General features: G+C 60.3%; 23 protein-coding genes. 13 read left to right on the top strand and 10 right to left on the bottom strand.

Going from position 1 to position 26665, the window contains the following annotated elements; genetic code table 11:
* Positions 1-9: 9 nt before the first annotated feature.
* The 5 genes from J3P81_RS02545 to J3P81_RS02525 form a co-directional block, all read right to left on the bottom strand.
* Complete coding sequence (locus J3P81_RS02545; protein ID WP_420764863.1) at positions 10-1257, bottom strand: ABC transporter permease; 1248 nt, start codon at positions 1255-1257, stop codon at positions 10-12.
* Positions 1258-1483: 226 nt separating this feature from the next.
* On the bottom strand, positions 1484-2527 hold the full coding sequence (locus J3P81_RS02540; protein WP_042730717.1) for an ABC transporter substrate-binding protein: 1044 nt from the start codon (positions 2525-2527) through the stop codon (positions 1484-1486).
* A 50-nt stretch (positions 2528-2577) separates the two neighbouring features.
* Positions 2578-3702 carry an ABC transporter ATP-binding protein gene (locus tag J3P81_RS02535; RefSeq protein ID WP_434562010.1) on the bottom strand — a complete coding sequence of 375 codons (1125 nt, stop codon included), beginning with the start codon at positions 3700-3702 and terminating at the stop codon, positions 2578-2580.
* A gap of 345 nt (positions 3703-4047) precedes the next feature.
* A complete protein-coding gene (locus J3P81_RS02530) occupies positions 4048-4725 on the bottom strand; it encodes a response regulator (RefSeq protein WP_420764865.1) in 678 nt (225 codons plus the stop codon).
* A 57-nt stretch (positions 4726-4782) separates the two neighbouring features.
* On the bottom strand, positions 4783-7179 hold the full coding sequence (locus tag J3P81_RS02525) for a PAS domain-containing sensor histidine kinase (protein WP_434562008.1): 2397 nt from the start codon (positions 7177-7179) through the stop codon (positions 4783-4785).
* A 74-nt stretch (positions 7180-7253) separates the two neighbouring features.
* On the opposite strand from J3P81_RS02525, the gene J3P81_RS02520 reads away from it, so the two are divergent.
* Entirely contained in the window at positions 7254-8249 is a 996-nt protein-coding gene (locus J3P81_RS02520; RefSeq protein ID WP_434562006.1) for an alpha/beta hydrolase family protein, read from the top strand.
* A 172-nt stretch (positions 8250-8421) separates the two neighbouring features.
* Here the strand turns inward: J3P81_RS02520 and J3P81_RS02515 are convergent, their stop codons facing one another.
* The 3 genes from J3P81_RS02515 to J3P81_RS02505 are packed head-to-tail and all read right to left on the bottom strand — an operon-like array spanning position 8422 to position 10884.
* The gene (locus J3P81_RS02515) at positions 8422-9189 is read right to left on the bottom strand and encodes a TerB family tellurite resistance protein (protein WP_434562004.1); all 768 of its coding nucleotides are present in this window, start codon (positions 9187-9189) and stop codon (positions 8422-8424) included.
* Between the two features lies 1 nt (position 9190).
* On the bottom strand, positions 9191-9862 hold the full coding sequence (gene murU / locus J3P81_RS02510; RefSeq protein ID WP_434562002.1) for an N-acetylmuramate alpha-1-phosphate uridylyltransferase MurU: 672 nt from the start codon (positions 9860-9862) through the stop codon (positions 9191-9193).
* Positions 9859-10884 (bottom strand): aminoglycoside phosphotransferase family protein, encoded by a 1026-nt coding sequence (locus J3P81_RS02505; protein WP_434562000.1) that lies wholly within the window; start codon positions 10882-10884, stop codon positions 9859-9861. Before J3P81_RS02505 ends, murU begins: the two co-directional genes overlap by 4 nt.
* Positions 10885-11014: 130 nt before the next feature.
* Here J3P81_RS02505 and J3P81_RS02500 point away from each other — a divergent pair, with 130 nt between their 5' ends.
* The 11 genes from J3P81_RS02500 to J3P81_RS02450 all read left to right on the top strand — a co-directional run bounded on the left by J3P81_RS02500 (position 11015) and on the right by J3P81_RS02450 (position 25105).
* Positions 11015-13813 (top strand): LPS-assembly protein LptD, encoded by a 2799-nt coding sequence (locus tag J3P81_RS02500; RefSeq protein ID WP_420764871.1) that lies wholly within the window; start codon positions 11015-11017, stop codon positions 13811-13813.
* Positions 13794-15110, top strand: a complete 1317-nt coding sequence (surA, locus tag J3P81_RS02495; RefSeq protein WP_434561998.1) for a peptidylprolyl isomerase SurA — start codon at positions 13794-13796, stop codon at positions 15108-15110. The genes J3P81_RS02500 and surA overlap by 20 nt, the downstream gene beginning before the upstream one ends.
* Entirely contained in the window at positions 15107-16096 is a 990-nt protein-coding gene (pdxA, locus tag J3P81_RS02490) for a 4-hydroxythreonine-4-phosphate dehydrogenase PdxA (RefSeq protein WP_434561996.1), read from the top strand. The genes surA and pdxA overlap by 4 nt, the downstream gene beginning before the upstream one ends.
* Positions 16093-16911 carry a 16S rRNA (adenine(1518)-N(6)/adenine(1519)-N(6))-dimethyltransferase RsmA gene (gene rsmA / locus J3P81_RS02485; RefSeq protein ID WP_420764874.1) on the top strand — a complete coding sequence of 273 codons (819 nt, stop codon included), beginning with the start codon at positions 16093-16095 and terminating at the stop codon, positions 16909-16911. Before pdxA ends, rsmA begins: the two co-directional genes overlap by 4 nt.
* Before the next feature lie 108 nt (positions 16912-17019).
* Positions 17020-17400, top strand: coding sequence for a Co2+/Mg2+ efflux protein ApaG (apaG, locus tag J3P81_RS02480; protein ID WP_434561994.1), 381 nt, complete (start codon positions 17020-17022; stop codon positions 17398-17400).
* Positions 17400-18275 carry a symmetrical bis(5'-nucleosyl)-tetraphosphatase gene (locus J3P81_RS02475; RefSeq protein ID WP_434561992.1) on the top strand — a complete coding sequence of 292 codons (876 nt, stop codon included), beginning with the start codon at positions 17400-17402 and terminating at the stop codon, positions 18273-18275. The genes apaG and J3P81_RS02475 overlap by 1 nt, the downstream gene beginning before the upstream one ends.
* Before the next feature lie 33 nt (positions 18276-18308).
* Positions 18309-18638, top strand: coding sequence for a thiosulfate sulfurtransferase GlpE (gene glpE / locus J3P81_RS02470; protein ID WP_420764877.1), 330 nt, complete (start codon positions 18309-18311; stop codon positions 18636-18638).
* A gap of 299 nt (positions 18639-18937) precedes the next feature.
* On the top strand, positions 18938-20860 hold the full coding sequence (locus tag J3P81_RS02465; protein ID WP_420764878.1) for a PrkA family serine protein kinase: 1923 nt from the start codon (positions 18938-18940) through the stop codon (positions 20858-20860).
* Between the two features lie 117 nt (positions 20861-20977).
* Positions 20978-22249, top strand: a complete 1272-nt coding sequence (locus J3P81_RS02460) for a YeaH/YhbH family protein (protein WP_420764879.1) — start codon at positions 20978-20980, stop codon at positions 22247-22249.
* Positions 22246-23811 carry a SpoVR family protein gene (locus tag J3P81_RS02455; protein WP_434561990.1) on the top strand — a complete coding sequence of 522 codons (1566 nt, stop codon included), beginning with the start codon at positions 22246-22248 and terminating at the stop codon, positions 23809-23811. Before J3P81_RS02460 ends, J3P81_RS02455 begins: the two co-directional genes overlap by 4 nt.
* Positions 23812-23875: 64 nt before the next feature.
* Positions 23876-25105, top strand: coding sequence for a multifunctional CCA addition/repair protein (locus tag J3P81_RS02450; RefSeq protein ID WP_434561988.1), 1230 nt, complete (start codon positions 23876-23878; stop codon positions 25103-25105).
* A gap of 46 nt (positions 25106-25151) precedes the next feature.
* On the opposite strand, the gene folK is transcribed toward J3P81_RS02450, so the two are convergent.
* Positions 25152-25670: a 2-amino-4-hydroxy-6-hydroxymethyldihydropteridine diphosphokinase gene (gene folK, locus J3P81_RS02445; RefSeq protein WP_420764882.1), complete on the bottom strand. Its 519-nt coding sequence runs from the start codon at positions 25668-25670 to the stop codon at positions 25152-25154.
* The gene (gene folB / locus J3P81_RS02440) at positions 25661-26014 is read right to left on the bottom strand and encodes a dihydroneopterin aldolase (protein WP_420764883.1); all 354 of its coding nucleotides are present in this window, start codon (positions 26012-26014) and stop codon (positions 25661-25663) included. Before folB ends, folK begins: the two co-directional genes overlap by 10 nt.
* A gap of 74 nt (positions 26015-26088) precedes the next feature.
* Between folB and plsY the strand changes: the two genes are divergently transcribed.
* Positions 26089-26658, top strand: a complete 570-nt coding sequence (gene plsY / locus J3P81_RS02435; protein WP_420764884.1) for a glycerol-3-phosphate 1-O-acyltransferase PlsY — start codon at positions 26089-26091, stop codon at positions 26656-26658.
* Positions 26659-26665: the final 7 nt, after the last annotated feature.

Here is a 26665-nt window from a genome sequence, read left to right as displayed (position 1 = left end):
GATCTCCCCTTAGCTCAGGCGCAGGCGACTGGCGCCCACCAGCCAGCTGTAAATCAGATAAAGCACGATGGTCGCCAGCAACAGCAGGCCGCCGAGCGCCGTGGCCATGCCCCAGTTGATGCTGGTGTTGGTGTAGAACGCGACGAAGTAGCTGACCATCTGGTCGTTCGGGCTGCCCAGCAGCGCTGGGGTGATGTAGTAGCCGATGGCGAGAATGAACACCAACAGGCAACCGGCACCGACACCTGCGTAGGTCTGCGGGAAGTATACCCGCCAGAAACTGGCGAACGGGTGGCAACCCAGGGAAATCGCCGCGCGCATGTAGGTGGGCGAGATACCCTTCATCACGCTGTAGATCGGCAGGATCATGAACGGCAGCAGGATGTGGACCATGGAGATGTACACACCGACGCGGTTGAACACCAGTTCCAAAGGTTTATCGATGATGCCCATGGCCATCAAGGCGCTGTTGATCAAGCCTCCCGATTGCAGCAGCACGATCCACGCCGCCACACGCACCAGGATCGAGGTCCAGAACGGCAGCAGCACCAGAATCATCAACAGATTGCTCTGGCGCGACGGTAGGTTCGCCAGTAGATAAGCCAACGGATAGGCGAGCACCAGGCAAATGGCGGTAATGACCAGGCCCATCCAGAAGGTGCGGGTAAAAATGTCCAGGTAGATCGCCTGGTCGGGAGTGGCCGGCGCGAGTTCACCGAGATCGTCGATGCGATGGTCGACCGCCGCGAGCAGGTAGTACGGCGTGACGTCGCTGGTGTTGCGGCGGATCACCTGCCAATAGGCCGGGTCGCCCCAACGTTCGTCGAGGCCTTCGAGCGCTTCTTTATAGGAAGCCGGTTCGGCAGCGAACGGCAGCGCCCTGGCAGTCTTGGTCAGGAGGCTGCGATAGCCGGCCAGTTCCATGTTCAATCGTTTGGACAGGTCGCCCAAAGTCTGATTTTTCCGGGCTTCAGCCAGGTCCTCGCTGGCTGCCTTGTAAACAGGCTCGCCTGGCAATCCACGTCCATCCCAGGCGGCGACCGCAGCCACGGTGCGCGGCATTGCGTTGACCACTTCCGGGTTGCTGACGCTTTTGAACAACAGCGCGACGATGGGCACCAGGAACACCAGCAACAGAAACAGCACCAACGGCGCGATCAAGGCCTGGGCCTTCCAGCGGTTGACCCGCTCGGCGCGCTTGAGCCGCTGCTTTAGGGTGGGGCTGGTGCCCGCGTTCAGTGGAACGGCGATGGCCATGGCGAACTCCGCAAATCTTTTTATCGTTACAGGGGCGGCGGGCCGCCTCTGTTCTTTTGAAACCACAACCTGGACGTACGCGTGATCGTGGCGAGGGAGCTTGCTCCCGCTGGGCCGCGAAGCGGCCCCAAAAAATGTCGGCAATGCCTATCTCGTGAGTGCTGCGCACTCAAGCGGGAGCAAGCTCCCTCGCCACAAAAAGCCTCGCCTCCCAGGAAGACGTGGGTTACTTCGCCGCCCAGGAGTTGAAGCGCTGTTCCAGTTGCTCGCCGTTGTCAGCCCAGAAGCTCACGTCGATCTGCACTTGGTTGGCAATGTTCTCCGGAGTGGTCGGCATGTCTTTCAGGACATCCTTGGCCAGCAACGGAACAGCCTGGGTGTTGGCCGGGCCGTAGGCGATGTTTTCCGAGTAGGTCTTCTGCTGCTGTGGCGCCACAGAGAAGGCGATGAATTTCTTCGCCGCTTCTGCGCGCGTCTTGTCCAGGCCACGAGGAATAGCCCAGGCGTCGAAGTCGTAGATGCCGCCGTTCCACACCACTTTCAGGTTGCTTTCTTTCTGCACCGCGGCGATCCGGCCGTTGTAGGCCGAGCTCATGACAACGTCACCGGAAGCGAGGTATTGCGGCGGTTGCGCACCAGCTTCCCACCATTGGATGTTCGGCTTGAGTTCGTCCAGCTTCTTGAAGGCGCGGTCCTGGCCATCTTTACCAGCCAGCACTTTGTAGACGTCTTTGGGCGCCACGCCGTCGGCCATCAAGGCAAATTCCAAGGTGTACTTCGCGCCCTTGCGCAGGCCACGCTTGCCCGGGAACTGCTTGGTGTCCCAGAAATCAGCCCAGCTGGTCGGTGCGGTTTTCAGCTTATCGGCGTTGTAGGCCAGCACGGTCGACCAGACGAAAAAGCCCACGCCGCAAGGCTGGATGGCGCCCTTGACGTAGTCTTCGGTCTTGCCGAACAAGGCCGGATCGAGCTGCTCGAACATGTCCTCGTCGCAGCCACGGGACAATTCCGGCGACTCGACTTCCACCAGGTCCCACGAGACGCTCTTGGTATCGACCATGGCCTTGACCTTGGCCATTTCGCCGTTGTACTCGCCCGCCACGATCTTGCCATTGCCGGCAGCTTCCCACGGTGCATAAAAGGCTTTGACCTGAGCCGCCTTGTTCGCCCCGCCGAAAGACACCACGGTCAGGTCCGGGCCCGCCGCCATCGCGCTTGCCGCACCCATCATGCCCAATGTCAGGGCTGTGAACTTCAAGGATCTCAACATTTATTGTTCTCTCCACGTGCAGGGTTGGTGTTGGTACAGCAGGGGGGCGATCAGTTCGCCTCTAAAAGGGGATCGAGCGCGCGCACATGCTCGACTTGCCAGCCAAGCGGAACCACGTCCCCGACGGCGAGCGCGGGATCGAGCTCGGCAATGGGCTGTTTCACGAAGAAGTCGTTCTTGCCGCAGACCTCCAGGCGAACCCGGACGTGGTCGCCCAGATAGATGAATTCCGCCACCCTCCCTGAAAAGCGGTTGACGCATTGTTCGCTGGAGCCGTTGAGGCTCACCCGCTCCGGCCGGATCGAGAGCGTGACCGGCTCGCCAGGCTGGCCGACATTGACGGCCAGGGCCTCGACTTTCTCACCGCGCGCCAACTCCACCAGGCACCGATCGCCGGTCTGGCTGTGCAGGCGGCCGTTGAGGCGGTTGTTTTCGCCGATGAAGTTGGCGACGAAGGTGTTTTTCGGTTCTTCGTACAGTGTGCGCGGCGGGGCGATCTGCTGGATCTCGCCCTGGTGGAACACGGCCACACGGTCGGACATGGTGAGGGCTTCGCCCTGGTCGTGCGTCACGTAGACCACGGTGACACCGAGGCGCTGGTGCAGGTGCTTGATTTCCATCTGCATGTGTTCGCGCAGCTGTTTGTCCAATGCACCAAGGGGTTCGTCCATCAAGACAAGTTGCGGCTCGAACACCAGCGCCCGGGCCAGGGCCACGCGCTGCTGCTGGCCACCGGACAATTGCGCCGGATAACGCTGGGCAAAGGTTTCCAGCTGGACCATGCTCAAGACTCGCTTGACCCGATCACCGACGTCGCTCTTGTTCAAGCCGCGAACGGTCAACGGGAAGGCCAGGTTCTCGGCGACGGTCATGTGGGGAAACAAGGCGTAGTTCTGGAACACCATGCCGATGTCGCGCTTATGAGGCGGCACGTTGTTGATGGAACGGCCAGCCAGCAGGATTTCACCGGCGGTCGGAGTCTCGAAACCGGCGAGCATCATCAGGCTGGTGGTCTTGCCGGAGCCGGAAGGTCCGAGGAGGGTCAGGAATTCGCCTTTGCGAATGTCCAGGTTGAGGTCTTTGACGATCAGGTTCTCGCCGTCGTAGCTCTTTTGCACACCACGAAAGCTGACCAGCACATCACTGGCCCCCGCGCTTGAATCGACCTGGCTCATACCCGCACCTTTTGTATTGATGACTGCTTGTGAGTCCAAGCCTAGTGGAGCCCGGGACCCGCGCAAATCGGGCCGCAGGAGAGAATCGCCTCAGCCGGATGGAAGAGTCGGGGTAGGGATTTCCCTACACGGGTGGCGGGATTGGATAAGTGCAATGGCAAGTTTCAAGCAGCGAGCTGCAAACCGGGGCAAACGCTGTGCTGGGGCGTGTCGCAAATGGATATGCCAACACAAACCCTGTGGGGGCGAGCTTGCTCGCGATGGCGGTCTGTCAGCTACCTATGCGCTGTATGGTCCGACGCTATCGCGAGCAAGCTCGCTCCCACAAGGGGACAATGGTGGGATTCAGAGCAACTTGTGCTCCATCGCGTATTTCACCAGTTCCGCCAGCGAGGTGATGTTGAGTTTCTGCATCAGCCGCGCCTTGTGGGTACTGATGGTCTTGCTGCTCAGGGCCAGTTGCTGGGCGATGTCGTTGACATTGGCGCCTTGGGCGAGGCGTTCGAAGACTGAGAACTCGCGCTCCGACAATAGGGAATGCAGCGGTCGGGTGTCGGTCAGGCCCACTTCGAAGACCATGCGGTCGGCCAGGTCCGGGTCGATGTAGCGTCCGCCGGCAGCGACTTTTCGAATCGCCATGAGCAGCAATGCCGGGTCGCTGTCCTTGGTGGCGTAGCCGGCGGCGCCGACCTTAAGGGCGCGAGCCGCCATTTGCGCTTCGTCATGCATGGACAACACCAGGATGGCCGGCGGGTTGTTCAACGCCCGGATCCGTGGGATCGCCTCCAGGCCGTTGACGCCCGGCATGGAAATATCCAGCAGCACGACTTCGCAGGGCACGTGTCGCAGGGTCTCGAGCAGTTGTTCGCCATTGCTCGCCTCCCCCGCCACCACCAGATCCTTGGCCAGGCCGATCAACTGCTTGATCCCTTCGCGGACGATGGTGTGGTCTTCGGCTACCAGTACACGGATCACATTGTTCTCCAGATTCAGAATCTCATCGCGAGCAAGCTCGCGTAACATTAATCCTTGTGGGAGCGAGCTTGCTCGCGATGCGGTCACCCCGGATAACCACTCCCGTCATGCCTCACCCAACGGCACGCGCACCGACAAGGTCGTCCCCTCCCCCGGCTCGCTGTCCAGAGTCAACTGTCCGCCCATGATCAACACACGCTCACGCATGCCAACCAAACCAAAGGACGTTGGCCTACTGGCGTCGGCAATGAATCCTACACCGTCATCGCTGACCGTCAGGCATAGATGGCCGCCTTCCTGGGTCAGCGTCAGTTCCACAGTATGCGCCTGGGCGTGGCGCATCACATTGGTCAGCGCTTCCTGGAGAATCCGGAACAGACCGATGGCCTTCGCGTCGCTCAACGGTGGCAAGTTGTCAGGCACCTGCACCAGGCACGGGATGTGGGTACGCGCCTCGAAACGCCGTGCCTGCCATTCAATTGCCGAAGCGATACCGGCATCCAGGATAGGTGGGCGCAACGCTGTCGCCACGTCTCGCACCAGTTGAAACAGCTGGGCGATCAAGCGCTTCATGCTGTTGAGCCGCTCCTGCAGGCCAGGATCCAGCTGCGCGTAGGCCAATTCGCACATGGAAGTCTCCAGCTTCAGCACCGTCAGCATCTGGCCCAGCTCGTCGTGGACCTCCCGGGCAATACGTGCTTTTTCTTCCTCTCTTACGCTTTCCAGGTGCGCCGACAACTCACGCAACTGTTCACGCGAGCTGGCCAGCTCCAGTTCGATGCGCTTGCTTTCAGTAATGTCCCAGACGATACCGTCCCAGACGTAGGCGCCATCCTCGAGACGACGTGTGATTGCCTTGATCTCGGCCCAGCGTTGCTGCCCTTCGCGCGTCAGGATGCGGCCTTGCCATGACCAGTCGCTGTCGCTGTCCAGCGCCTGGTCCTGGGTGCGGTGGTAATCGGCCTTGTCGTCCGGATGGACCAGGCTGCGCAGACCGGTATCACTGCGGGCCAAAGTCGCCGGGGAGTAGCCCACCAGGCTTTCGCTGCCTTCGCTGATGTAGGCAAAGTCGATTTGTCCAGTCACTGGAGCCCGCTCCAGGCGAAAGACCAACCCCGGCACGTTCGCCGCGATGCCTTGCAGGCGCGCCTCGCTTTCACGCAAAGCCGCCAGTGCGCGTCGACGCTCCGTCACGTCGTTTAGGTAGACGACCAGGTATTCGGCATCGCGAAAACGCAGGAAACTCAGGGAAACGTCGGCCGGCAGGATGCTGCCATCGGCGCGCACACATTCGGTCTCGAAACTCTGCGGCCCGTCTTCACTGGCTCGGGCGCGCTTCCACAAATTCAACCAACGGTCCATGTGCAAGCCCGGCTCGAAATCGATCAGCGGGCGGTCGATGATTCCGCCCGGGCCGTAGCCCAGCATGGTTTCGGCGGCGCGGTTGGCGTAGCGCACATGACTGTCCCAGTTGACCCAGAGGATGCCGACCGTACTTTGATCGATGGAAAACTGCGTCAGCCGCAAGGCTGCTTCGCTGGCGGTGCGTTGGGCGATGTCCTCTCGCGCGGCACGCAACCGGCGCTCCAGTCCACGTTGCTGGCGGCGTTGCCAAGACACGGTGGCCACGCTGGCGAGCAGCAATGCCAGCAATAGCAAGGTCAGGTTCTGCCAGAAACCCGGAGTTTCGGTCAGGCGCGGGTATTTCGGCTTGAGCCAACGACTGTGCAGTTGCTCAAGTTCCTTGGCCGGGATGGCTTGCAGCCCCTTGTCGATAATTTCGGCCAACTGGGGCCAGTCCCGGCGCGTGGCGACCCGTAGCAACTGTGGCGACCCAATATCGCCCACCACCGCCAGTTCCGAGAACTCGGGCTCGACCATCAACCGTCCCAGCTGCGCCTCATCGACCACCGCGAACCGGGCCTGCTGGGTCAGCAACAATTGCAGCGCCTCGCGCTCCATCGGCACCCCTTGCAGGTTCAACGCTGGGTAATTGCTGCGCAGATAATCCGCCGTGGCGCTGGGCATGCGCACCGCAACGCGGACCTGGCCGTCGAGCTTCTCCAACTCCACGCCCTCGGCGCTTTTCTGCGCGCCGACGATCAATTGCGGCACTCGCATGTAAGGGTCGGAAAACTGCCAGAGCCTGAGCCCGACCGGGGTCTGGGTCAGGCCGGGCGCGACATCGATTTCGCCGTCACGTACCGCTGCTTCCAGCTGCGCGACGTCTTGGAAATTGCGCCAGGTCAACTCGACGTTCAACGTCTTGCCCAGCCATTGCATCAACTCGACATGGGTACCGGACAACCGCTGTAAACGCCGATCGTATTGTGCATAGGGGGCCTGCAATACCACGCCGACCCGCAGCTGTTGATGTTGCGCCAGCCATTGACGCTGTTCCGCACTCAGTTGCACGCCATGAACCTGCGGCGCAGGCGCAGCCCACACCATCAAGGGAAGCCATAAACAGCCGATAACCCACAGGCAGCAATAACGCATCATCGAAGTCTCATGCACTGACAAATACTGACCAACCCATTAGGCTGCCGGAAATACTTCTGGTCATGGAATATCCGATGCCCTCTGTTTATCGCCTGGCGTTGCCAGCATTGTGCCTGTCGCTGATCCTGCCGAGTGCATTTTCTGTGCAGGCTGGCGAAACGGCACCCGCCGCAGTGGAACCATCCGCTGGGGAAAAGCCGGTCGAACGCCAACCCTTGCTCGAGCGTAGCCAGGAAGAGGCGGCGGCGCTCGTAAGAAAAGTCCCCGCTCAAGAACAGCAACAGCTACAAACCGGTAGCGACGCCTTCCTCGCGCTGTGGAAGCCAGCCAATACCAGCGAGCCCGAGGGCGCCGTCATCATCATCCCTGGCGCCGGTGAAACCGCTGACTGGCCTCAAGCAGTCGGCCCCCTGCGCAAGAAACTGCCTGATGCCCAATGGAGCAGCCTGAGTATCACCCTGCCGGACCTGCAAGGCGACGTCATCGCTCCGCGCACCGTGGAAACGCCACCCGAGACCAAACCCGCCGACGTCGCGGCCGCGGCACCGGACGCCACCACCGCCGCACCGATCGAGCAAGTGACGGGGGGCGAAGCCGAGGCAGCGGATGCCGCCATCGCCGAAACCGGTGAAGAACACGCCAACGCCGATGCCGAGCGCATTTTCGCCCGCATCGATGCGGCGCTGGCCTACGCCGAACAGCAGAGCGCCCGCAGCATTGTGCTGCTAGGCCATGGCACGGGCGCCTATTGGGCAGCGCGCTACCTTAGCGAAAAGCAACCCTCGCAGATCGAACGCTTCGTGATGGTCGCGGCCCAGACTCCGGTAACCGCCAAGCCTGGCCTGGCAGAGCTGACACCCACCCTGAAGCTGGCGACCGCCGATATCTTCTATATGGACAAGCCACTGGACCGCAACGCGGCACTGGAGCGCTTGCAAGCGAGCAAACGCCTGAAAGGATCGACCTTCAGCCAGGTTGCCCTCAAAGCCGTGCCGAACCGTTCGGCGGAGCAAGAGCAATTGTTCCGTCGGGTCCGGGGTTGGTTGAATCCGCAAAACCCTGGGGAGTGAAACCTTCCCAGCGGTAAGCGACACGCTAGCTATCTGTGGCAAGGGAGCTTGCTCCCGCTCGGCTGCGCAGCAGTCGTCAGCCAACTGAGACTCCGTAAGAAATTCGGCGCTAGGTTGAGGCGCCGCTTCGTGAACCAGCGGGAGCGAGCTCCCTCGCCACAGGCACCCCGTATTAGCGGAAATCCCTCCGCTCGCGAATCAAACGATAGGCATTGTGCAGCTCTCGGGTCCTGTCGGTCGCTTCACGCACCTGTAAAGGCGTGGCGCCGCTGCCGGCGATCTTGTCCGGGTGATGCCGGCTGAGCAAGCGGCGATAAGCCCGCTTTATTTGCGACGGCTCGCTGGTGGCCGAAACACCCAGCAATCGCAATGCCTCCTGATAAGTCACGCCGCTTGAGGGTTGCGACAGTTTCTGCGGTTCGTAATCCATCGCCAACGTCTGGACCTGCTGCGGCGTCCAGCCCAGCCATTTGCCCCACTGGACAAGCAACTCGCGCTCGCTGGCGCCAGCGCGACCGTCAGCCCAGACCATCCTCCAGCAGGCGCGTAGCACGCCTTCGGCCGCGTGGGGCTGAGTGGCGAGGCGACGCAGATAACCGCGCAAGCGATCATGCTCGGACTTGCCTCGGTTGAATGCCGCAATGGCACGACGCTGCGCCGGTTCGCTCAAGTCGAGGGCGCGCATTTCCAGGCGAGCCTGCTGAATGTGACCGTCCACAACCCGCCCATCGCTTTTCGCCAGGCGTCCGAGCAACACGAACAATAATTCATCGTTGCGCAACGCCGGGCGCCCGCCCAGCCGTTCGCGCACTTGCGCCCAGCTGTGGACGTTCAGGCGCCTGTCCAGCGCCTGTCCCAGCAATGCGCCAAGCATGGCCCCCGGGATGCTGGCTATGGCAAAGCCTGCTCCCGCTCCGATCAGAGTCCCTGGCCACCACATATCAACGGCTCGCTTCTATCAATTTTTCAACCTGCGCCAAACGTTCAAGGGTTCCCACATCTACCCAATGACCTTGCAGCCGCTCGCCGCTGACCTGCCCATGGTCCATGGCCTTGCGCAGCAACGGTGCGAGCTTGAACGCGCCAGCCGCGCAACCGTCGAATAATCGCGGATGCAGGACGGCGATACCGCTGTAGGTCAGTTTGTCGGCCGTGGACGCGCCTTCATGAACCTTTCCGTCGGTGAGGACGAAATCGCCATCTGGGTGATGTTCAGGATTGTCCACCAGCACCAGATGAGCCGACGCGTGGAGCGAACGAGGCAAGGTGCTGAAATCGAAATCAGTCCATATGTCGCCATTGACCACGAGAAACGCTTCATCGCCCAGCAACGGCAGCGCCCGGAGAATCCCCCCGCCGGTTTCCAGCGGCTCGCCTTCCGGGGAATAGACGATGCGCACGCCGAACCGTGAGCCGTCCCCCAGGTGGTCTTCGATCTGCTGCCCGAGCCAGGCGTGATTGATGACGATCTCGCCAAACCCGGCGGCGACCAGCGCCCGCAGGTGATATTCGATCAAGGGAATTTCGGCGACACGGATCAAAGGCTTAGGCGTGGTAAGCGTCAGCGGGCGCATGCGCTCCCCCTTGCCCGCCGCGAGGATCATCGCCTTCATGCATTTGCCCCGGCCGATTGGCGCAGGCTGCGGAGCAACCCATCCAGCGGCGCCAGCTCAGGACGGCGGTCGATGACCGCTTCTATATAGTCGAAGAAGCGCGGTACGTCCTTCAGGTAGCGCGGCTTGCCGTCGCGGTGGCAAATGCGCGCGAAGATGCCGATCACCTTGAGATGGCGTTGCACGCCCATCAAGTCGCTGGCCCGCAGGAAATCTTCGAAGTCCGGCTGCACAGCAATGCCAAGGGCACCGGCCTGCTGCCAATAATCCTCCAGCCAACCGCGCACTCGCGCCTCGGGCCAACTGAGGAAAGCATCCTTGAAAAGGCAGGTCACATCGTAGGTCACCGGCCCGTAGACCGCGTCCTGGAAATCGAGCACACCTGGATTGGGATCGCTGAGCATGAGATTGCGCGGCATGTAGTCGCGGTGCACCAGCACTTTCGGCTGGGCCAGGGCGCTGTTGATCAACAGTTCGCAAGCCTGCTGCCAAAGTTGCTGCTGTGTCGCATCGAGTTCGATGCCCAACTCGCGCTTGACGTACCACTCCGGGAACAGCTCCAACTCGCGACGCAGCAAAGCAACGTCATAACTGGGCAGCGGAGCCACCATAGGCAATTGCTGAAAAGCCAACAATGCCTGCAAGGCATCGCGGAATAAATCGTCGGCATTTTCGCCGTTGATTACATCCAGGTAGGTCTGGTTACCCAGATCATTGAGCAAAAGAAAACCGCGATCGAGGTCTTCGGCATAAATTTTTGGCACGTTGATGCCGGATTTCGCCAGCAAAAACGCGATATCCACGAAGGGTTTGCAGTTTTCCTGGGGCGGCGGTGCATCCATCACGATCAGGCTGCGGCCCTCGCCTTCCCAGCGGAAATATCGCCGGAAACTCGCGTCGCTGCTGGCCGCGGTCAACGTGGCCGGGGGTACGGCACCCCACCCCTGTTGATTGAAAAGGATCGGTAACTGCTCATCGAGCCAAACTTTCAGGTGTTGCAAGCGTACATCTTGGTCAGGCATTGCAAGGGTCTCCGACGGCGCTAGCCGTCAAGCGGGTCATGCTTTATTATCCAGCATCTTTTTCAGACCATCGAGAGGCGTGCGGCCCACACCGCGGGCAGATGGCACGCAGGAAGCCCGGACTAATAAGATGGCATTGAAATCCCCCGCGTTTCGTAAAAAATTTCCGTTGCTGGTTACCGGCAGTCTGCTGGCCCTGCAACCCCTGGCCTCTTCATTCGTCGTTGCGGCGCAACAGTATGACTGTTCCGTCTCCGCTTCGGGTGCCTGGGACTGTTCACCCAAGACGCCGGCCGCTGCATTGCCGCCACGCCCCGTGCATGAAGGCAGCGCGGTTGCCGACAGCGGCAGCGCACCGGCCGACAGCGATTCGGGCGAGGTGGCCGGCGACAAGCCGATGCTCGTCACCGAAGCCAAGGGCCGCGGCTTGAAGACGCGCAGTGAAGACTACAGTCACTTGGACTGGGTTCCGCGCGAGAACCTCACGCCCGCTCAACTGGCTGAAACCGGTCCTTACTGCGCTGGCGCGTACATCGAGCCGACGCGCCCGGGCATGAACGACAAGACCGCCAAGAGCGACGCGCCGACCTTCCTGGGCGCCAAGGCTTCGCGCTACGAGCAGGAGCAGCAGGTGGCGACCCTGGCCGGCGACGTGGTCATGCGCCAGGGCAGCATGCAGGTCGAAGCCGACGAGGCCAGCCTGTACCAGGCCGAGAACCGTGGCGAGCTGAACGGCAACGTGCGGGTCCGCGACAACGGCGCGCTGATTGTCGGCGACCACGCCGACGTGCAGCTGGACACCGGTGAAGCCAAGGTCGACAACGCTGAATACGTGATGCACAAGTCGCGCATCCGCGGTAACGCGCTGTACGCCCGCCGCGCCGAAAACGCGATCATCCGCCTCAAGGACGGTACGTACACCACGTGCGAACCGGGCAGCAACGCGTGGACACTCAAGGGCAACAACATCACCTTGAACCCGGCCACGGGCTTCGGCACCGCGACCAACGTCACGCTGCGGGTCAAGGACTTCCCGGTCCTGTACACGCCTTATATCTATTTCCCGATCGACGACCGTCGTCAGTCCGGCTTCCTGCCGCCGACCATCGGCAGCGGCAGCGATACCGGCTTCCTGCTGGTCACCCCGTATTACTTCAACCTGGCGCCGAACTACGACGCCACGTTGTACCCACGCTATATGAGCAAGCGCGGCTTGTTGATGGAAGGCGAGTTCCGTTACCTGACCAAGTCCAGCGAAGGCCAGTTCGGCGCCGCGTACCTCAACGACGAAGACGATGAGCGCAGTGGGCAGAGCGACTACGACAAGACCCGCTACATGTACAACTGGCAGCACAAGGGCGGCCTCGACTCGCGCGTGCTGACAGAAGTCGACTACACCAAGATCAGCGATCCGTATTATTTCCAGGATCTGCAGACCGATCAGATCGGCGTCGAGTCGCGGGACTACGTGAACCAGCAAGGCGCTGTCAGCTATCGCGGCGACAACTACACCGCTCGGCTCAATGCCCAGGCTTACCAGATGGCGACGATTTCGAAGATCACGCCATATAACCGCCTGCCTCAGATCACCTTCAATGGCTCGCTGCCCGAACATCCGTATGGACTGGATTTCGCGTACAAGACCGAACTGGTGCGGTTTGATCGTGATTTGCGCACCGGTGACTACACCGATGAAGACGGCAACACCGAGCCGTTCCTGGATAACAACATCCGCGGCTTGGCCAGGGCTAACGGCGACCGGCTGAACCTGGCACCCGTCATGAGCCTGCCGATGACCGCAAGCTATGGCTACATCAAGCCGTCGCTCAAGTACCAGTACACACAATATGACCTGGACCTGGATAGCAGGGGCAGATCTCAGGTCGCTGCGCAGAACGCCGAGGCCGATCGCCTGCGCGGCACCTACAGCAGCAGCCAGAGCCGTGGTGTTCCAATCGCCAGCATCGACAGTGGCCTGTATTTCGACCGCGACACCCAATGGTTCGGCACCAACTATCGCCAGACCCTGGAGCCCCGCCTGTTCTATCTCTATGTACCGGAGAAGGACCAGAGCGATATCCCCGTGTTCGACACTAGCGAATCGACCTTCAGCTACTCCTCGCTGTTCCGGGATAACCGTTTCACCGGCTCCGACCGTGTCGGCGACGAAAACAAACTGTCCCTTGGCGTGACCAGTCGCTGGATCGAAGAAAACGGGTTCGAGCGTCAGCGCATCAGCGTCGGCCAGGCCCTGTACTTCAAGGATCGTGAAGTCCAACTGCCAGGCATCGACTTCAAGACACGTGAAGACGCCAAGTCCGACGTTTCCCCGTATGCCTTGGAATACGAATATCGCTGGAACCGCGATTGGCGCACCACGGCGACCTACAACTGGGATCCGGACACCCGCAGCCCCCGTTCGGGCAGCGCGATGTTCCACTACCAGCCTGAAGACAACCCGAACAAGGTCATCAACGCCGGTTATCGCTATCGCAACGACCAGGTCCGCTATGACGAATCCACCGGCCAATGGCAAGTGGGCGGTGGCGACTATGGCCGTCCGGGCGATCCGAACTACGTGAAGGACTACTACAAGATCAAGCAGCACGATTTTTCGATCATCTGGCCGATCGTGCCGCAGTGGAACGCCATCAGCCGCTGGCAATATGACTACAACCGCAACCGTACCCTGGAAGCCTTCGGTGGTTTCGAATACGACAGCTGCTGCTGGAAACTGCGCCTGATCAACCGTTACTGGGTCGACTATGAAGAATTCAGTCAAGCCGCCCCGCAAAACGAAAAAGGCGACCACGGCGTCTTCCTCCAAATTGTTCTGAAGGGACTCGGCGGCCTTACCGGCGCCAAAGTAGAGAGTTTCCTCGACAAAGGCATTCAAGGTTATCGTGAACGTGAAGACCAAGCTTTCTGATTGTCTGCGCCCGCTGATGCTGGGCGCGCTGTTCCTGGGTACCGCAGCGAACGCTGCGGTACAGTCCATCGACAAGGTCGTGGCCATCGTCGACAACGACGTGGTCATGCAGAGCCAACTGGACCAGCGTGTCCATGAAGTGCAGCAAACCATCGCCAAGCGTGGCGGCGGCTTGCCACCACCGGGCGTGCTGGACCAACAGGTGCTCGAGCGCCTGATCGTCGAAAACCTGCAGCTGCAGATTGGCGAACGTTCCGGTATCCGCATCACCGATGAGGAACTGAACCAGGCCGTCGGCACCATTGCCCAGCGCAACAACATGTCCATCGATCAGTTCCGCGCCGCCCTGGCTCGCGACGGCCTGTCCTTTGATGACGCCCGCGACCAGATCCGCCGTGAGATGGTCATCAGCCGCGTACGTCAGCGACGCGTGGCCGAGCGCATCCAGGTGTCCGAGCAGGAAGTGAAGAACTTCCTCGCTTCCGACCTGGGCAAGATGCAGCTGTCTGAAGAACTGCACTTGGCGAACATCCTGATCCCAACCCCCGAGAGCGCCAACTCCGAAGCGATTCAGAGTGCCTATCGCCAGGCGATGGATGTTTACCAGCAGCTCAAGCAAGGTGCTGACTTCGGCCAGATGGCCGTGGCGCGTTCGGGCAGTGAGAACGCCCTGGAAGGTGGTGACATGGGCTGGCGTAAAGCCGCTCAATTGCCGCCTCCGTTTGATCGCGAGCTCAGCGCCATGGCCGTGGGCGACATCACCCAGCCGGCCCGCACTCCAGGTGGTTTCATCATCCTCAAGCTGCTGGAAAAACGCGGCGGCGGCACCCAGGTGCGCGACGAAGTACATGTCCGCCATATCCTGATCAAGCCGAGCGAGATCCGTAGCGAAGCCGAGACCAAGCGCCTGGCCGAAAAGCTCTACGAGCGGATCACCGCCGGCGAAGACTTCGCCGATCTGGCCAAAAGCTTCTCGGAAGACCCGGGTTCCGCCCTTAACGGTGGCGACCTGAACTGGGTCGACCCGAATGCGCTGGTCCCCGAGTTCCGCCAGGTCATGGCCGAAACACCCCAGGGCCAACTGTCCAAGCCGTTCAAGAGCCCTTACGGCTGGCACGTCCTGGAAGTCCTTGGCCGTCGCGCCACGGACAGTACCACCCAGGCGCGCGAGCAACAGGCGATGACGGTATTGCGTAACCGCAAATACGACGAAGAGTTGCAAACCTGGCTTCGCCAGATTCGCGACGAAGCCTACGTCGAGATCAAACTCCCTGGTGCAGACCAGGCCGCGCAGTGAAACCCAAGCGTTTCGCGCTGACCCCCGGCGAGCCTGCCGGCATTGGTCCCGACCTGTGCCTGCTGCTCGCCTCGCAAGCCCAGCCTCACCCCCTGATTGCCATCACCAGCCGCGACCTGCTCCTCGAGCGGGCCGCGCAACTGGGGCTGGCCGTCGATCTGCGGTTGGTTACGCCAGACGCCTGGCCCGATGCCCCGGCGCCTGCGGGCAGCCTGTATGTCTGGGATACGCCCCTTGGCGCCCCGGTCGTCACCGGTCAATTGGATACGGCAAACGCGGCGTTTGTTCTGGAAACCCTGACCCGCGCCGGCCAAGGCTGCCTGGATGGGGCTTTCGCCGGGATGATCACCGCCCCGGTACACAAGGGTGTCATCAATGAATCCGGTATTCAGTTTTCCGGACACACGGAATTCCTGGCAGACCTGACCCGAACCTCGCAAGTCGTGATGATGCTCGCCACGCGCGGCCTTCGCGTAGCCTTGGTCACCACTCATCTGCCCTTGCGAGATATCGCCGACGCGATCACACCGCAACGCCTGGAACGGGTCACGCGCATACTGCACGCCGACCTTCAGGAAAAATTCGGCATCGCCCGGCCACGAATCCTGGTGTGTGGGCTCAATCCCCATGCCGGCGAAGGCGGACACCTGGGCCGTGAAGAAATCGACATCATCGAACCTACATTGGAACGCCTGCGTAGCGAGGGCATGGACCTGCGTGGCCCGCTGCCTGCCGACACTCTGTTTACCCCCAAATATCTGGAGCACTGCGATGCGGTGCTGGCGATGTACCACGACCAGGGCTTGCCCGTGCTGAAGTACAAAGGCTTCGGCGCGGCGGTCAATGTGACGCTGGGCTTGCCGATCATCCGCACCTCCGTGGACCACGGCACCGCCCTGGACCTGGCCGGCAGCGGCAGGATCGACACCGGCAGCCTGCAAGTCGCCTTGGAAACCGCTTACCAGATGGCCGAGACCCACTTATGACCGAGCAATACCAACACCGCGCGCGCAAGCGCTTCGGCCAGAATTTTTTGCATGACGCTGGCGTGATCGACCGCATCCTGCGTTCCATCAATGCCAAGCCCGATGATCGCCTGCTGGAGATCGGTCCGGGCCAGGGTGCACTGACCCAAGGCCTGCTCGGTAGCGGCGCGCAACTGGACGTGGTGGAACTGGACAAGGATCTGGTGCCGATTCTCAACCAGCAATTTGCCGGCAAGAGCAATTTCAACCTGCACCAGGGCGACGCACTGAAGTTTGACTTCAACAGCCTGGACGCCGCGCCGGGCAGCCTTCGGGTGGTTGGCAACCTGCCCTATAACATTTCCACGCCGCTGATTTTCCATCTGCTGAGCAATGCCGCACTGATCCGCGACATGCATTTCATGCTGCAGAAAGAAGTGGTCGAGCGCCTCGCCGCCGGTCCTGGCGGTGGTGATTGGGGCCGACTATCGATCATGGTCCAGTACCATTGCCGGGTCGACCATTTGTTCAACGTGGGCCCGGGAGCATTCAACCCGCCCCCTAAAGTCGATTCCGCGATCGTCCGCCTCGTACCTCATGCGGTCCTTCCGCACCCGGCCAAGGATCACCGCCTGCTGGAACGCGTAGTGCGCGAAGCTTTCAACCAGCGTCGCAAAACCCTGCGCAACACGTTGAAACTGCTGCTCAGCAGCGCTGAAATCGAAGCCGCGGGTGTTGACGGCAGCTTGCGCCCCGAGCAACTGGACCTGGCGGCCTTCGTGCGCCTGGCCGACAAGCTCAGTGAACAGGTCGCGCCAAAAGACAACGCCATTTGACATGCGAGGCCGTTATCGGGAAGTACGCCGGTCTGGTTTACTACCCGACACTTGGCCTAGACTGACTCCCTCAGTTCTTCCCGCGTCCCGCTTTCAAGGCCTTTTTGCATGTCCGATCCTCGTTACCAGGTCGACGTCAGCGTCGCCACCCGCTTCCTCGCTGAACAGTCACAACCCGAGCACGACCGCTTCGCCTTCGCCTACACCATCACAGTGCGCAACAATGGCTCGCTGCCCGCCAGGCTGCTGTCACGGCATTGGATCATCACCAACGGCGACGGCCATGTAGAAGAAGTGCGTGGTGAAGGCGTGGTTGGCCAACAGCCACTGATCGATGCCGGCAAGAGCCACAGCTATAGCAGCGGGACAGTGATGACGACCAAGGTCGGCACCATGGAGGGCACCTACCAAATGCTCGCCGACGACGGTAAGCGCTTCGATGCGATCATCAAGCCCTTCCGACTGGCGGTGCCCGGAGCGCTGCACTGATGGCCACGTATGCGGTTGGTGACCTGCAGGGCTGCCTGGACCCGCTTAAATGCCTGCTGGAGCAGGTAGCGTTCGACCCACGCAAAGACACGCTGTGGCTAGTCGGCGACCTGGTCAACCGTGGCCCGCAGTCGCTGGAAACCCTTCGTTTCCTCTATGGTATCCGCGACTCTTTGGTATGCGTGCTCGGCAATCACGATCTGCACCTGTTAGCCGCCTGGCAAAACATCGAGCGCCTGAAAAAATCCGACACCTTGAGCGAGATTCTCGACGCCCCCGATTGCGTCGAGGTGCTTGAATGGTTGCGCCAGCAAAAACTCATGCATTACGACGAGGCGCGCAACCTCGCGCTGGTCCATGCCGGCATCCCACCCCAATGGTCGCTGCGCAGAGCGCTCAAGTGCGCTGGCGAAGTGGAACAGGCGTTGCGCGACGACAACCTGTTCGGCCCCTACCTGGACGGCATGTACGGCAACGAACCCGTCAAATGGGACAACGACCTCACCGGCACGGCCCGTCTTCGCGTCATCACCAATTATTTCACGCGCATGCGCTTCTGCACCCGCGACGGCAAGCTCGATCTCAAGGGCAAGGAAGGCATCGAGACCGCCCCGCCCGGCTACGCGCCGTGGTTCAAGCACAAGGAGCGCAAAACCCGCGACCTGAAGATCATTTTCGGGCACTGGGCGGCGCTCGAAGGCCAAACTGACGAAGCCGGGGTTATTGCCCTCGATACCGGCTGCGTCTGGGGCAGCGCGATGACACTGATGAACGTCGACACCGGCGAGTTGCTGCGCTGCGATTGCGACGAGAAGGGCCACGCCAGACCCAATACATCGACCATTGCATCATTGCCGGCCGGCACCGACGCTTGACCGGCGTTGCGCCCAAGGCCACAGGAGTACCTCATGACCGAATTCAAACGCATCTCCCCCGAGCAGGCCCAGGCCCTGCGTGAACAAGGCGCGGTGCTCGTCGATGTGCGCGACCCGGCCACTTACGCAACTTCACATATCAGTGGCTCCAAGCATTTGGATAACCATTCCCTTCACGCTTTCATCCAGGGCGCTGATCTCGATGCGCCTACCATCGTAGTCTGCTATCACGGCAACTCCAGCCAAAGCGCAGCGGCTTACCTGGTCAGCCAGGGTTTCAGTGACGTGTACAGCATGGACGGCGGCTTTGAGCTGTGGCGCACGGTTTATCCTGATGAAACAGAGCAAGGCACCCACGAATAATTTTTTATGACACCCAAGCCCACGAGAACCGCGGGCTTGGGCGATGGCGGACGAACGGTCTGCCACAACTAATTACGTATTCAACCTTTACCTCTCGGATTCCGAACTATCCTTAGCCTCAGGCCATCCAAAACAGGGGAGAGCCGGTACACCGGCGCGCGGATCATCGGGAGTCAGCTTTCAGGAGCCGCATTCTTGAAAGCATTCTGGGGGGTAAAACGGCAACTGGGGTCCCAGCGGCTGTCCAGCATCGACTGATTGATCCGACACCGGCTCCACGTATCGAGCGAGGTGACGTCATGAGTATTTTTAGCCACTTCCAGCAACGTTTCGAGTCCACGCGGCAGGAGGAGTACTCGCTGCAGGAATACCTCGAACTCTGCAAGCAAGACCGCAGTGCCTACGCATCGGCTGCGGAGCGTCTGTTGCTGGCAATCGGAGAACCGGAACTGCTGGACACCTCCACCAACTCGAGGCTCTCGCGGATTTTTTCCAACAAAGTGATCCGGCGCTACCCGGCCTTTGCAGACTTCCACGGGATGGAGGAATGCATCGAACAGATCGTGTCCTATTTCCGCCATGCCGCCCAAGGCCTGGAGGAGAAGAAGCAGATTCTCTATCTGCTCGGCCCCGTCGGTGGCGGTAAATCGTCCCTGGCCGAGAAACTCAAGCAACTGATCGAAAAAGTGCCCTTCTACGCCATCAAGGGCTCTCCTGTCTTCGAATCGCCCCTGGGGCTTTTCAACGCCACCGAGGACGGCGCGATCCTCGAAGAGGACTTCGGCATTCCCCGTCGCTACCTCAACACCATCATGTCGCCATGGGCCACCAAGCGCCTGGCGGAGTTCGGCGGCGACATCAGCCAGTTCCGCGTGGTCAAGCTCTATCCTTCGATCCTCAACCAGATCGCGGTGGCCAAGACCGAACCAGGTGACGAAAACAACCAGGACATCTCGGCCCTCGTGGGCAAGGTCGATATCCGCAAGCTAGAGGAATTCCCACAGAACGACGCCGATGCCTATAGCTATTCGGGCGCGCTGTGCCGGGCCAACCAGGGCCTGATGGAGTTCGTCGAGATGTTCAAGGCGCCGATCAAGGTGCTTCACCCATTGCTGACCGCCACCCAGGAGGGTAACTACAACAGCACCGAGGGGCTGGGGGCGATACCATTCAGCGGCATTCTGCTCGCTCACTCCAACGAATCGGAATGGCATACCTTCCGCAACAACAAAAACAACGAAGCCTTCATCGACCGGATCTACATCGTCAAGGTGCCTTACTGCCTGCGCGTCTCCGATGAGGTGAAGATCTACGACAAGCTGCTGTTCAACAGCTCGCTGTCCAAGGCCCATTGCGCGCCCGACACGCTGAAGATGCTCGCCCAGTTCACTGTGTTGTCGCGCCTGAAGGAGCCGGAGAACTCCAACATCTATTCGAAGATGCGGGTGTACGACGGCGAAAACCTCAAGGACACCGATCCGAAGGCCAAGTCGATCCAGGAATACCGGGACAACGCGGGCGTGGACGAAGGGATGAACGGACTGTCCACCCGTTTTGCGTTCAAGATCCTGTCCAAGGTGTTCAACTTCGACCCCCACGAAATCGCCGCCAACCCTGTCCATCTGCTGTACGTTCTCGAGCAACAGATCGAGCAGGAGCAGTTCCAGGCGGAGACCCGGGAGCGCTACTTGCGTTTCCTCAAGGAGTACCTGGCGCCACGGTACATTGAGTTCATCGGCAAGGAGATCCAGACGGCCTACCTGGAGTCTTACAGCGAGTACGGCCAGAACATTTTCGACCGTTACGTGCTGTATGCGGATTTCTGGATCCAGGACCAGGAATATCGCGATCCGGAAACGGGCGAGATTCTCAATCGCGTAGCGCTCAACGAAGAGTTGGAAAAGATCGAGAAACCCGCGGGCATCAGCAATCCGAAGGACTTCCGCAACGAAATCGTCAATTTTGTCCTACGCGCCCGGGCCAACAACAACGGCAAGAACCCTACCTGGCTCAGCTACGAGAAGCTTCGGGTGGTCATCGAGAAGAAAATGTTCTCCAACACCGAAGACCTGTTGCCCGTCATCAGCTTCAATGCCAAGGCCAGCAAAGAGGACCAGCAAAAACACAACGACTTCGTTACACGCATGGTCGAACGTGGCTATACCGACAAACAGGTACGGCTGCTGTCCGAGTGGTACCTGCGGGTCCGTAAATCACAATAGCCAGCAACAAGCCGCAAGCGACAAGCTGCAAGAGGAAAGCGCGTGAACCCTGGAGCCGGGTTACTGCTTCCACTTGCAGCTTGCAGCTCACCACTTGAAGCTGCCCGGAGGGCACCCATGAGCTATGTGATCGACCGACGCCTGAATGGCAAGAACAAGAGCACGGTAAATCGCCAGCGTTTCTTGCGGCGCTACCGCGACCACATCAAGAAGGCCGTCGAGGAGGCGGTCAGTCGTCGTTCCATTACGGATATGGAACATGGCGAGCAGATCAGCATCCCTGGCCGGGATATTGACGAGCCGGTGCTTCACCATGGCCGGGGCGGCAAGCAGACCGTCGTACACCCCGGAAACAAGGAATTCACCAGCGGCGAGCATATCCCTCGTCCACCCGGTGGAGGCGGCGGCAAGGGCCCGGGCAAGGCTGGCAATTCCGGCGAGGGCATGGATGAATTCGTCTTCCAGATCACCCAAGAAGAGTTCCTTGAATTCATGTTCGAGGACCTGGAACTGCCAAACCTGGTCAAACGCAACCTGACCGGCACCGATACTTTCAAGACCGTGCGCGCCGGTATCAGCAATGAGGGTAATCCGGCGCGGATCAATATCATCCGCACCCTGCGCTCAGCCCACGCACGTCGCATCGCGCTTTCGGGCAGCAGCCGGGCAAAACTGCGCGAGGCCAAGGAGGAGCTTGCCCGCCTCAAGCAGGAGGAGCCGGACAATTTCGGCGACATCCAGGCCTTGGAAGCAGAAATCGAGCGTCTTAGCGCGCGCATCCATCGCGTGCCGTTCCTCGATACCTTCGACCTCAAGTACAACCTTTTGGTGAAGCAACCGAATCCTAGCTCCAAAGCGGTCATGTTCTGCCTGATGGACGTGTCCGGCTCAATGACGCAGGCCACCAAAGACATCGCCAAGCGGTTCTTCATCCTCTTGTACCTGTTCCTCAAGAGGAATTACGACAAGATCGATGTGGTGTTCATCCGGCACCACACCAGCGCCAGGGAAGTCGACGAAGAAGAGTTTTTCTATTCAAGGGAAACCGGCGGCACCATTGTTTCCAGCGCCTTGAAGCTGATGCAGGAAATCATGGCTGAACGCTACCCCGCCAACGAATGGAACATCTATGCGGCCCAGGCGTCCGACGGTGACAACTGGAACGACGACTCGCCGATTTGTCGCGACATTCTGATCAACCAGATCATGCCGTTCGTCCAGTACTACACGTACGTCGAGATTACGCCGCGCGAACATCAAGCGCTGTGGTATGAATACGAACGCATTGCCGAAGCGTTTTCCGATACGTTTGCCCAGCAGCAACTGGTCTCGGCCGGGGATATCTACCCGGTCTTCCGTGAACTCTTCCAGCGCAGGTTAGTGACATGACCGCCAAAAAAGAGCAGAAACGCCAGCCTATTTCCACCGGCTCCGAATGGACGTTCGAGCTGATACAAGCATACGACCGCGAGATCAGCCGTATCGCGGATCGCTATGCCCTGGACACCTATCCCAACCAGATCGAAGTGATCACCGCCGAGCAAATGATGGATGCCTATGCATCCGTCGGTATGCCGTTGGGTTATCACCATTGGTCGTATGGCAAGCATTTTCTCAGTACCGAGAAATCCTATAGCCGCGGCCAGATGGGCCTGGCCTATGAGATCGTGATCAACTCCGACCCATGCATCGCCTACCTGATGGAGGAGAACACGATCTGCATGCAGGCGCTGGTGGTGGCCCATGCCTGTTATGGCCATAACAGCTTTTTCAAGGGCAACTATCTGTTCCGCACTTGGACCGATGCCAGCTCGATCATCGACTACCTGGTCTTCGCCAAGCAGTACATCATGCAGTGCGAAGAGCGCCATGGCATCGACGCGGTGGAGGACTTGCTGGACTCTTGCCATGCCCTGATGAACTACGGCGTGGACCGCTACAAGCGACCCTATCCGATCTCCGCCGAAGAGGAACGGCGACGCCAGAAGGATCGAGAGGAACATCTGCAGAAACAGATCAATGACCTATGGCGGACCATTCCCAAAGGCGCCGACAAGTACAACGAGAAGGACAACGCACGCTTTCCGGCCGAGCCCCAGGAAAACATTCTCTACTTCATCGAAAAACATGCGCCGCTGCTGGAGCCCTGGCAACGGGAAATCGTGCGTATCGTGCGCAAGATCGCCCAGTATTTCTATCCGCAGCGCCAGACCCAGGTCATGAACGAAGGGTGGGCGACGTTCTGGCACTACACCTTGATGAACGACCTGTACGACGAGGGCCTGGTCACGGACGGCTTCATGATGGAGTTCCTGACCTCCCATACCAGCGTGGTGTTTCAGCCCGGCTTCGACAGTCCGTATTACAGCGGCATCAATCCCTATGCTCTGGGTTTCGCCATGTATCGGGACATCCGGCGCATGTGCGAAAACCCTACGGAGGAAGATCGCCGCTGGTTCCCGGAAATCGCCGGCTCGGACTGGCTGTCGACGATCAAATTCGCGATGAGCAGCTTCAAGGATGAAAGTTTTATCCTGCAATACCTGTCGCCCAAGGTAATACGCGACCTCAAGCTGTTCAGCATCCTTGACGACGATCAAAAAGATGACCTGCTGGTGCCCGCCATCCATGACGAAGGTGGTTACCGCGTCATCCGGGAAACCCTGGCGGCGCAATACAATCTGGGCAACCGCGAGCCCAACGTGCAGATCTACAGCATCGACCGCCGTGGTGATCGCTCACTGACTCTGCGTCATCAGCAGCACAACCGCAAACCGCTAGGCGAATCAACGGATGAGGTACTCAAGCACCTGCATCGTCTATGGGGGTTCGACATCCATCTGGAAACCCTGCAGGGCGATCAAGTGATGAAAACCCATCATGTGCCGCCACGCACCGAACAAGCCGAAGGAGATTATGGGCGCCTGGATCTGGCCGTCATTCATCTTTGATCACGCTTTCGCCTCCGAACGTCTGACATAAAGGTTTATCCTGTCGGCCCAACGGAGGTTTTTTATGCAGATCTACAAAGTCGGCGGCGCTGTACGCGATCGCCTGCTAGGCATCCCCGTCACCGACGTTGACCGGGTCGTGGTGGGCGCCACTGCCGAGGAGATGCTCGCCAAGGGTTTTCGCCCCGTAGGGGCTGATTTTCCGGTATTTCTTGATCCAAAGACTGGCGAGGAATACGCCCTGGCCCGCACGGAGCGCAAGAACGGCCGAGGTTATGGTGGTTTCGTGTTCCATGCCAGCCCCGAGGTCACGCTCGAAGAAGACCTGGTCCGCAGAGACTTGACGATCAACGCGATGGCCGAGGACGACCACGGCAATCTCACCGATCCCTACCACGGGCAGCGCGATCTGGAAGCACGCTTGCTCCGTCACGTTTCCCCCGCATTCGCCGAAGATCCCCTTAGAGTCTTGCGCGTTGCACGTTTTGCGGCACGCTATGCCCCCCTGGGTTTCAAGGTGGCCGACGAGACGCTCGAGCTGATGCGCCAGCTCAGCGAATCCGGCGAACTGGAGGCATTGACGGCTGAACGCAGCTGGAAGGAAATTTCCAGAGCGCTGATGGAGAGCCAGCCCCAGGTATTTATCCAGGTACTGCGCGACTGCGACGCCCTAAAAATCCTCATGCCCGAAGTGGATGCGCTGTTTGGCGTTCCACAACCCGAAGTCCATCATCCGGAAATCGACACCGGCGCTCACACGCTGAGCGTGCTGGAACAGTCGGCACGGCACAAGCAACCGCTGACCGTGCGCTGGGCTTGCCTGCTGCATGACCTGGGCAAAGGCCTGACACCCGAGCATGAATGGCCGAGACACATCGCCCATGAGCACAAGGGGCTGAAGCTGATCAAAGCGGTCAACGAACGCTTCAAGGCGCCACGCGACTGTCAGGAATTGGCACTGCTGGTTGGCCAATATCACACGCACGGACACCGCGCGCTTGAATTGAAGGCGTCTACGCTGCTGGAACTGTTGCAAAGCTTTGATGTGTACCGCCGTCCCCAGCGCTTCGAGGAGTTCATCATGGCCTGCGAAATGGATGCACGGGGGCGCAAGGGGCTTGAGGAACGGAATTATCCACAGGCTGATTATCTGCGGGGAGCCGCGGCAGCGGCTCGCGCAGTGGCGGTGCAGCCGCTGTTGGAAAAGGGCTTCAAGGGACAGGAACTGGGTGAGGCAATCAAGCGTGAGCGCCTCAGGGCATTGAAGGCCTACAAGGAAGCAGCAGCGAATTAAAGGCGGTCGTGCCAGTTTCCACGTGTTCGCCGGGGGTTCCGCCGCCTCAGAGCAGATCCGGCGGCGTAAGCTGCTGCCCTCGCCATTGGAAAGCCACCGGGGCCAATACCTGGTCGATCTGCGCCTCTTCCCACAACGTAGCAAAGCTTTTGCCCACGCCAGGGTGGATTCGATCCGGCGCGATCAAAGACAAAGGCCACAGGACAAAGGCATTCTTGAGAATTTCGGCACGCGGCAGGATCAAGCCGTCGAAGTTGCCTACCTGCTCGCCATACAACAACACGTCGATGTCCAGCGGCAGGCCCTTGCGGTCCGGTGCATAACGACCGTTGTCGGCCTCGATGAACTTGAGGCGACGGTCCAACTCAATCAGCGACAGGTCAGTGAAGGCCGACAAGACGAAATTGAAAAAAGGCCCACTCTTGATACCCACCGGCTGGCTCTCGAACACGGCCGAACAGCGCATGTCCACCAGGAAACCGGCCAGTGCTTCAAGCCCCGCGCATAGATGGGTTTCGCGCTCGATATTGCTACCAAGCCCGAGGAAAACCTGTGTCAGCGACATCCGCGCTCGATCTCCACGCCCACACCGCTGGCAGCCGGTACGGCGCCAGGCTTGGTCACTTTCAGGCGCAGCCAGGTGATTTCGAACTCATCCATGAGCACCTGGGCCAGTCGTTCGGCAAAGGTCTCGACCAACTGGAACTGCGCCTGCTCGGCGAACGCCTGGATGCGTGACGATACGCTGGCGTAATCGAGCGCCAGGGTCAGGTCGTCGCCCGCAGCGGCCGGACGGTTGTCCCAGGCAAAACTCAAGTCAAGGCGCAGGCACTGTCGGATGCCTCGTTCCCAGTCGTAGGCACCGATTACCGTGTCGACTTCAAGGCCTTCGATAAAAACTCTGTCCAAGCACTCTTCTCCGCAGCACGACAAGGGCGCATTGCGCCGTTAGAATCAGGGCGTCCCCGCCCGGAATGGTTAGCATGTTTTGGTTACTGGCGATCCTCGCCTACCTGCTCGGCTCACTGTCCTTCGCCATTTTGCTCAGCCGCCTGACCGGTCGTCCGGATCCGCGAATGAGTGGCTCGGGTAATGCCGGCGCCACCAACATGCTACGCCTGGCCGGACGAAAACTCGCCATCCTGACCCTGCTCGGTGACCTCTGCAAAGGCCTCTTCCCGGTACTGATCGCCAGCCTTGCAGGACTGTCGTTACAGCAACAGGCCTGGATCGGCGTCTGTGCCGTCATCGGCCATCTGTTCCCATTGTACTTTCGCTTTCGTGGCGGCAAGGGCGTCGCCACTGCCGCTGGAATGCTGCTGGGCCTGTATCCGCCGGCCGCCCTGCTTGCCGTCTGCACCTGGCTACTGACTTTCTACCTGACCCGCACCAGCTCGCTAGCCGCGCTGATCGCCACACCGCTCACCCTGCCATTACTGGCTTGGCAGGAGCCGGCGGCCCTGCTGCCGATGACAGCGCTCGTCGCGCTGATCGTCTGGCGTCACCGGGGCAATCTACGCGACCTGTTCGCCGGGCGCGAACGGCATTTCTAAACATCGC

This window comes from Pseudomonas sp. R1-6 (assembly GCF_051132115.1).
Lineage (GTDB): Bacteria > Pseudomonadota > Gammaproteobacteria > Pseudomonadales > Pseudomonadaceae > Aquipseudomonas.
The sequence above is the reverse complement of the archived record's forward strand: the minus strand, read 5'-3'. Positions and strand labels throughout refer to the sequence as shown.

What these genes read in the sequence shown, in the direction of transcription:
- rsmA (WP_420764874.1), top strand. Translation starts at nt 16,093, where the DNA reads ATGACCGAGCAATACCAACACCGCGCGCGCAAGCGCTTCGGCCAGAAT.
- J3P81_RS02525 (WP_434562008.1), bottom strand. Translation starts at nt 7,179, where the DNA reads ATGATGCGTTATTGCTGCCTGTGGGTTATCGGCTGTTTATGGCTTCCC.
- J3P81_RS02455 (WP_434561990.1), top strand. Translation starts at nt 22,246, where the DNA reads ATGACCGCCAAAAAAGAGCAGAAACGCCAGCCTATTTCCACCGGCTCC.
- J3P81_RS02475 (WP_434561992.1), top strand. Translation starts at nt 17,400, where the DNA reads ATGGCCACGTATGCGGTTGGTGACCTGCAGGGCTGCCTGGACCCGCTT.
- J3P81_RS02450 (WP_434561988.1), top strand. Translation starts at nt 23,876, where the DNA reads ATGCAGATCTACAAAGTCGGCGGCGCTGTACGCGATCGCCTGCTAGGC.
- glpE (WP_420764877.1), top strand. Translation starts at nt 18,309, where the DNA reads ATGACCGAATTCAAACGCATCTCCCCCGAGCAGGCCCAGGCCCTGCGT.
- J3P81_RS02545 (WP_420764863.1), bottom strand. Translation starts at nt 1,257, where the DNA reads ATGGCCATCGCCGTTCCACTGAACGCGGGCACCAGCCCCACCCTAAAG.
- J3P81_RS02515 (WP_434562004.1), bottom strand. Translation starts at nt 9,189, where the DNA reads ATGTGGTGGCCAGGGACTCTGATCGGAGCGGGAGCAGGCTTTGCCATA.
- J3P81_RS02505 (WP_434562000.1), bottom strand. Translation starts at nt 10,884, where the DNA reads ATGCCTGACCAAGATGTACGCTTGCAACACCTGAAAGTTTGGCTCGAT.
- J3P81_RS02460 (WP_420764879.1), top strand. Translation starts at nt 20,978, where the DNA reads ATGAGCTATGTGATCGACCGACGCCTGAATGGCAAGAACAAGAGCACG.
- apaG (WP_434561994.1), top strand. Translation starts at nt 17,020, where the DNA reads ATGTCCGATCCTCGTTACCAGGTCGACGTCAGCGTCGCCACCCGCTTC.
- plsY (WP_420764884.1), top strand. Translation starts at nt 26,089, where the DNA reads ATGTTTTGGTTACTGGCGATCCTCGCCTACCTGCTCGGCTCACTGTCC.
- folK (WP_420764882.1), bottom strand. Translation starts at nt 25,670, where the DNA reads ATGTCGCTGACACAGGTTTTCCTCGGGCTTGGTAGCAATATCGAGCGC.
- murU (WP_434562002.1), bottom strand. Translation starts at nt 9,862, where the DNA reads ATGAAGGCGATGATCCTCGCGGCGGGCAAGGGGGAGCGCATGCGCCCG.
- J3P81_RS02520 (WP_434562006.1), top strand. Translation starts at nt 7,254, where the DNA reads ATGCCCTCTGTTTATCGCCTGGCGTTGCCAGCATTGTGCCTGTCGCTG.
- J3P81_RS02535 (WP_434562010.1), bottom strand. Translation starts at nt 3,702, where the DNA reads ATGAGCCAGGTCGATTCAAGCGCGGGGGCCAGTGATGTGCTGGTCAGC.
- J3P81_RS02465 (WP_420764878.1), top strand. Translation starts at nt 18,938, where the DNA reads ATGAGTATTTTTAGCCACTTCCAGCAACGTTTCGAGTCCACGCGGCAG.
- J3P81_RS02540 (WP_042730717.1), bottom strand. Translation starts at nt 2,527, where the DNA reads ATGTTGAGATCCTTGAAGTTCACAGCCCTGACATTGGGCATGATGGGT.
- J3P81_RS02530 (WP_420764865.1), bottom strand. Translation starts at nt 4,725, where the DNA reads ATGTTACGCGAGCTTGCTCGCGATGAGATTCTGAATCTGGAGAACAAT.
- J3P81_RS02500 (WP_420764871.1), top strand. Translation starts at nt 11,015, where the DNA reads ATGGCATTGAAATCCCCCGCGTTTCGTAAAAAATTTCCGTTGCTGGTT.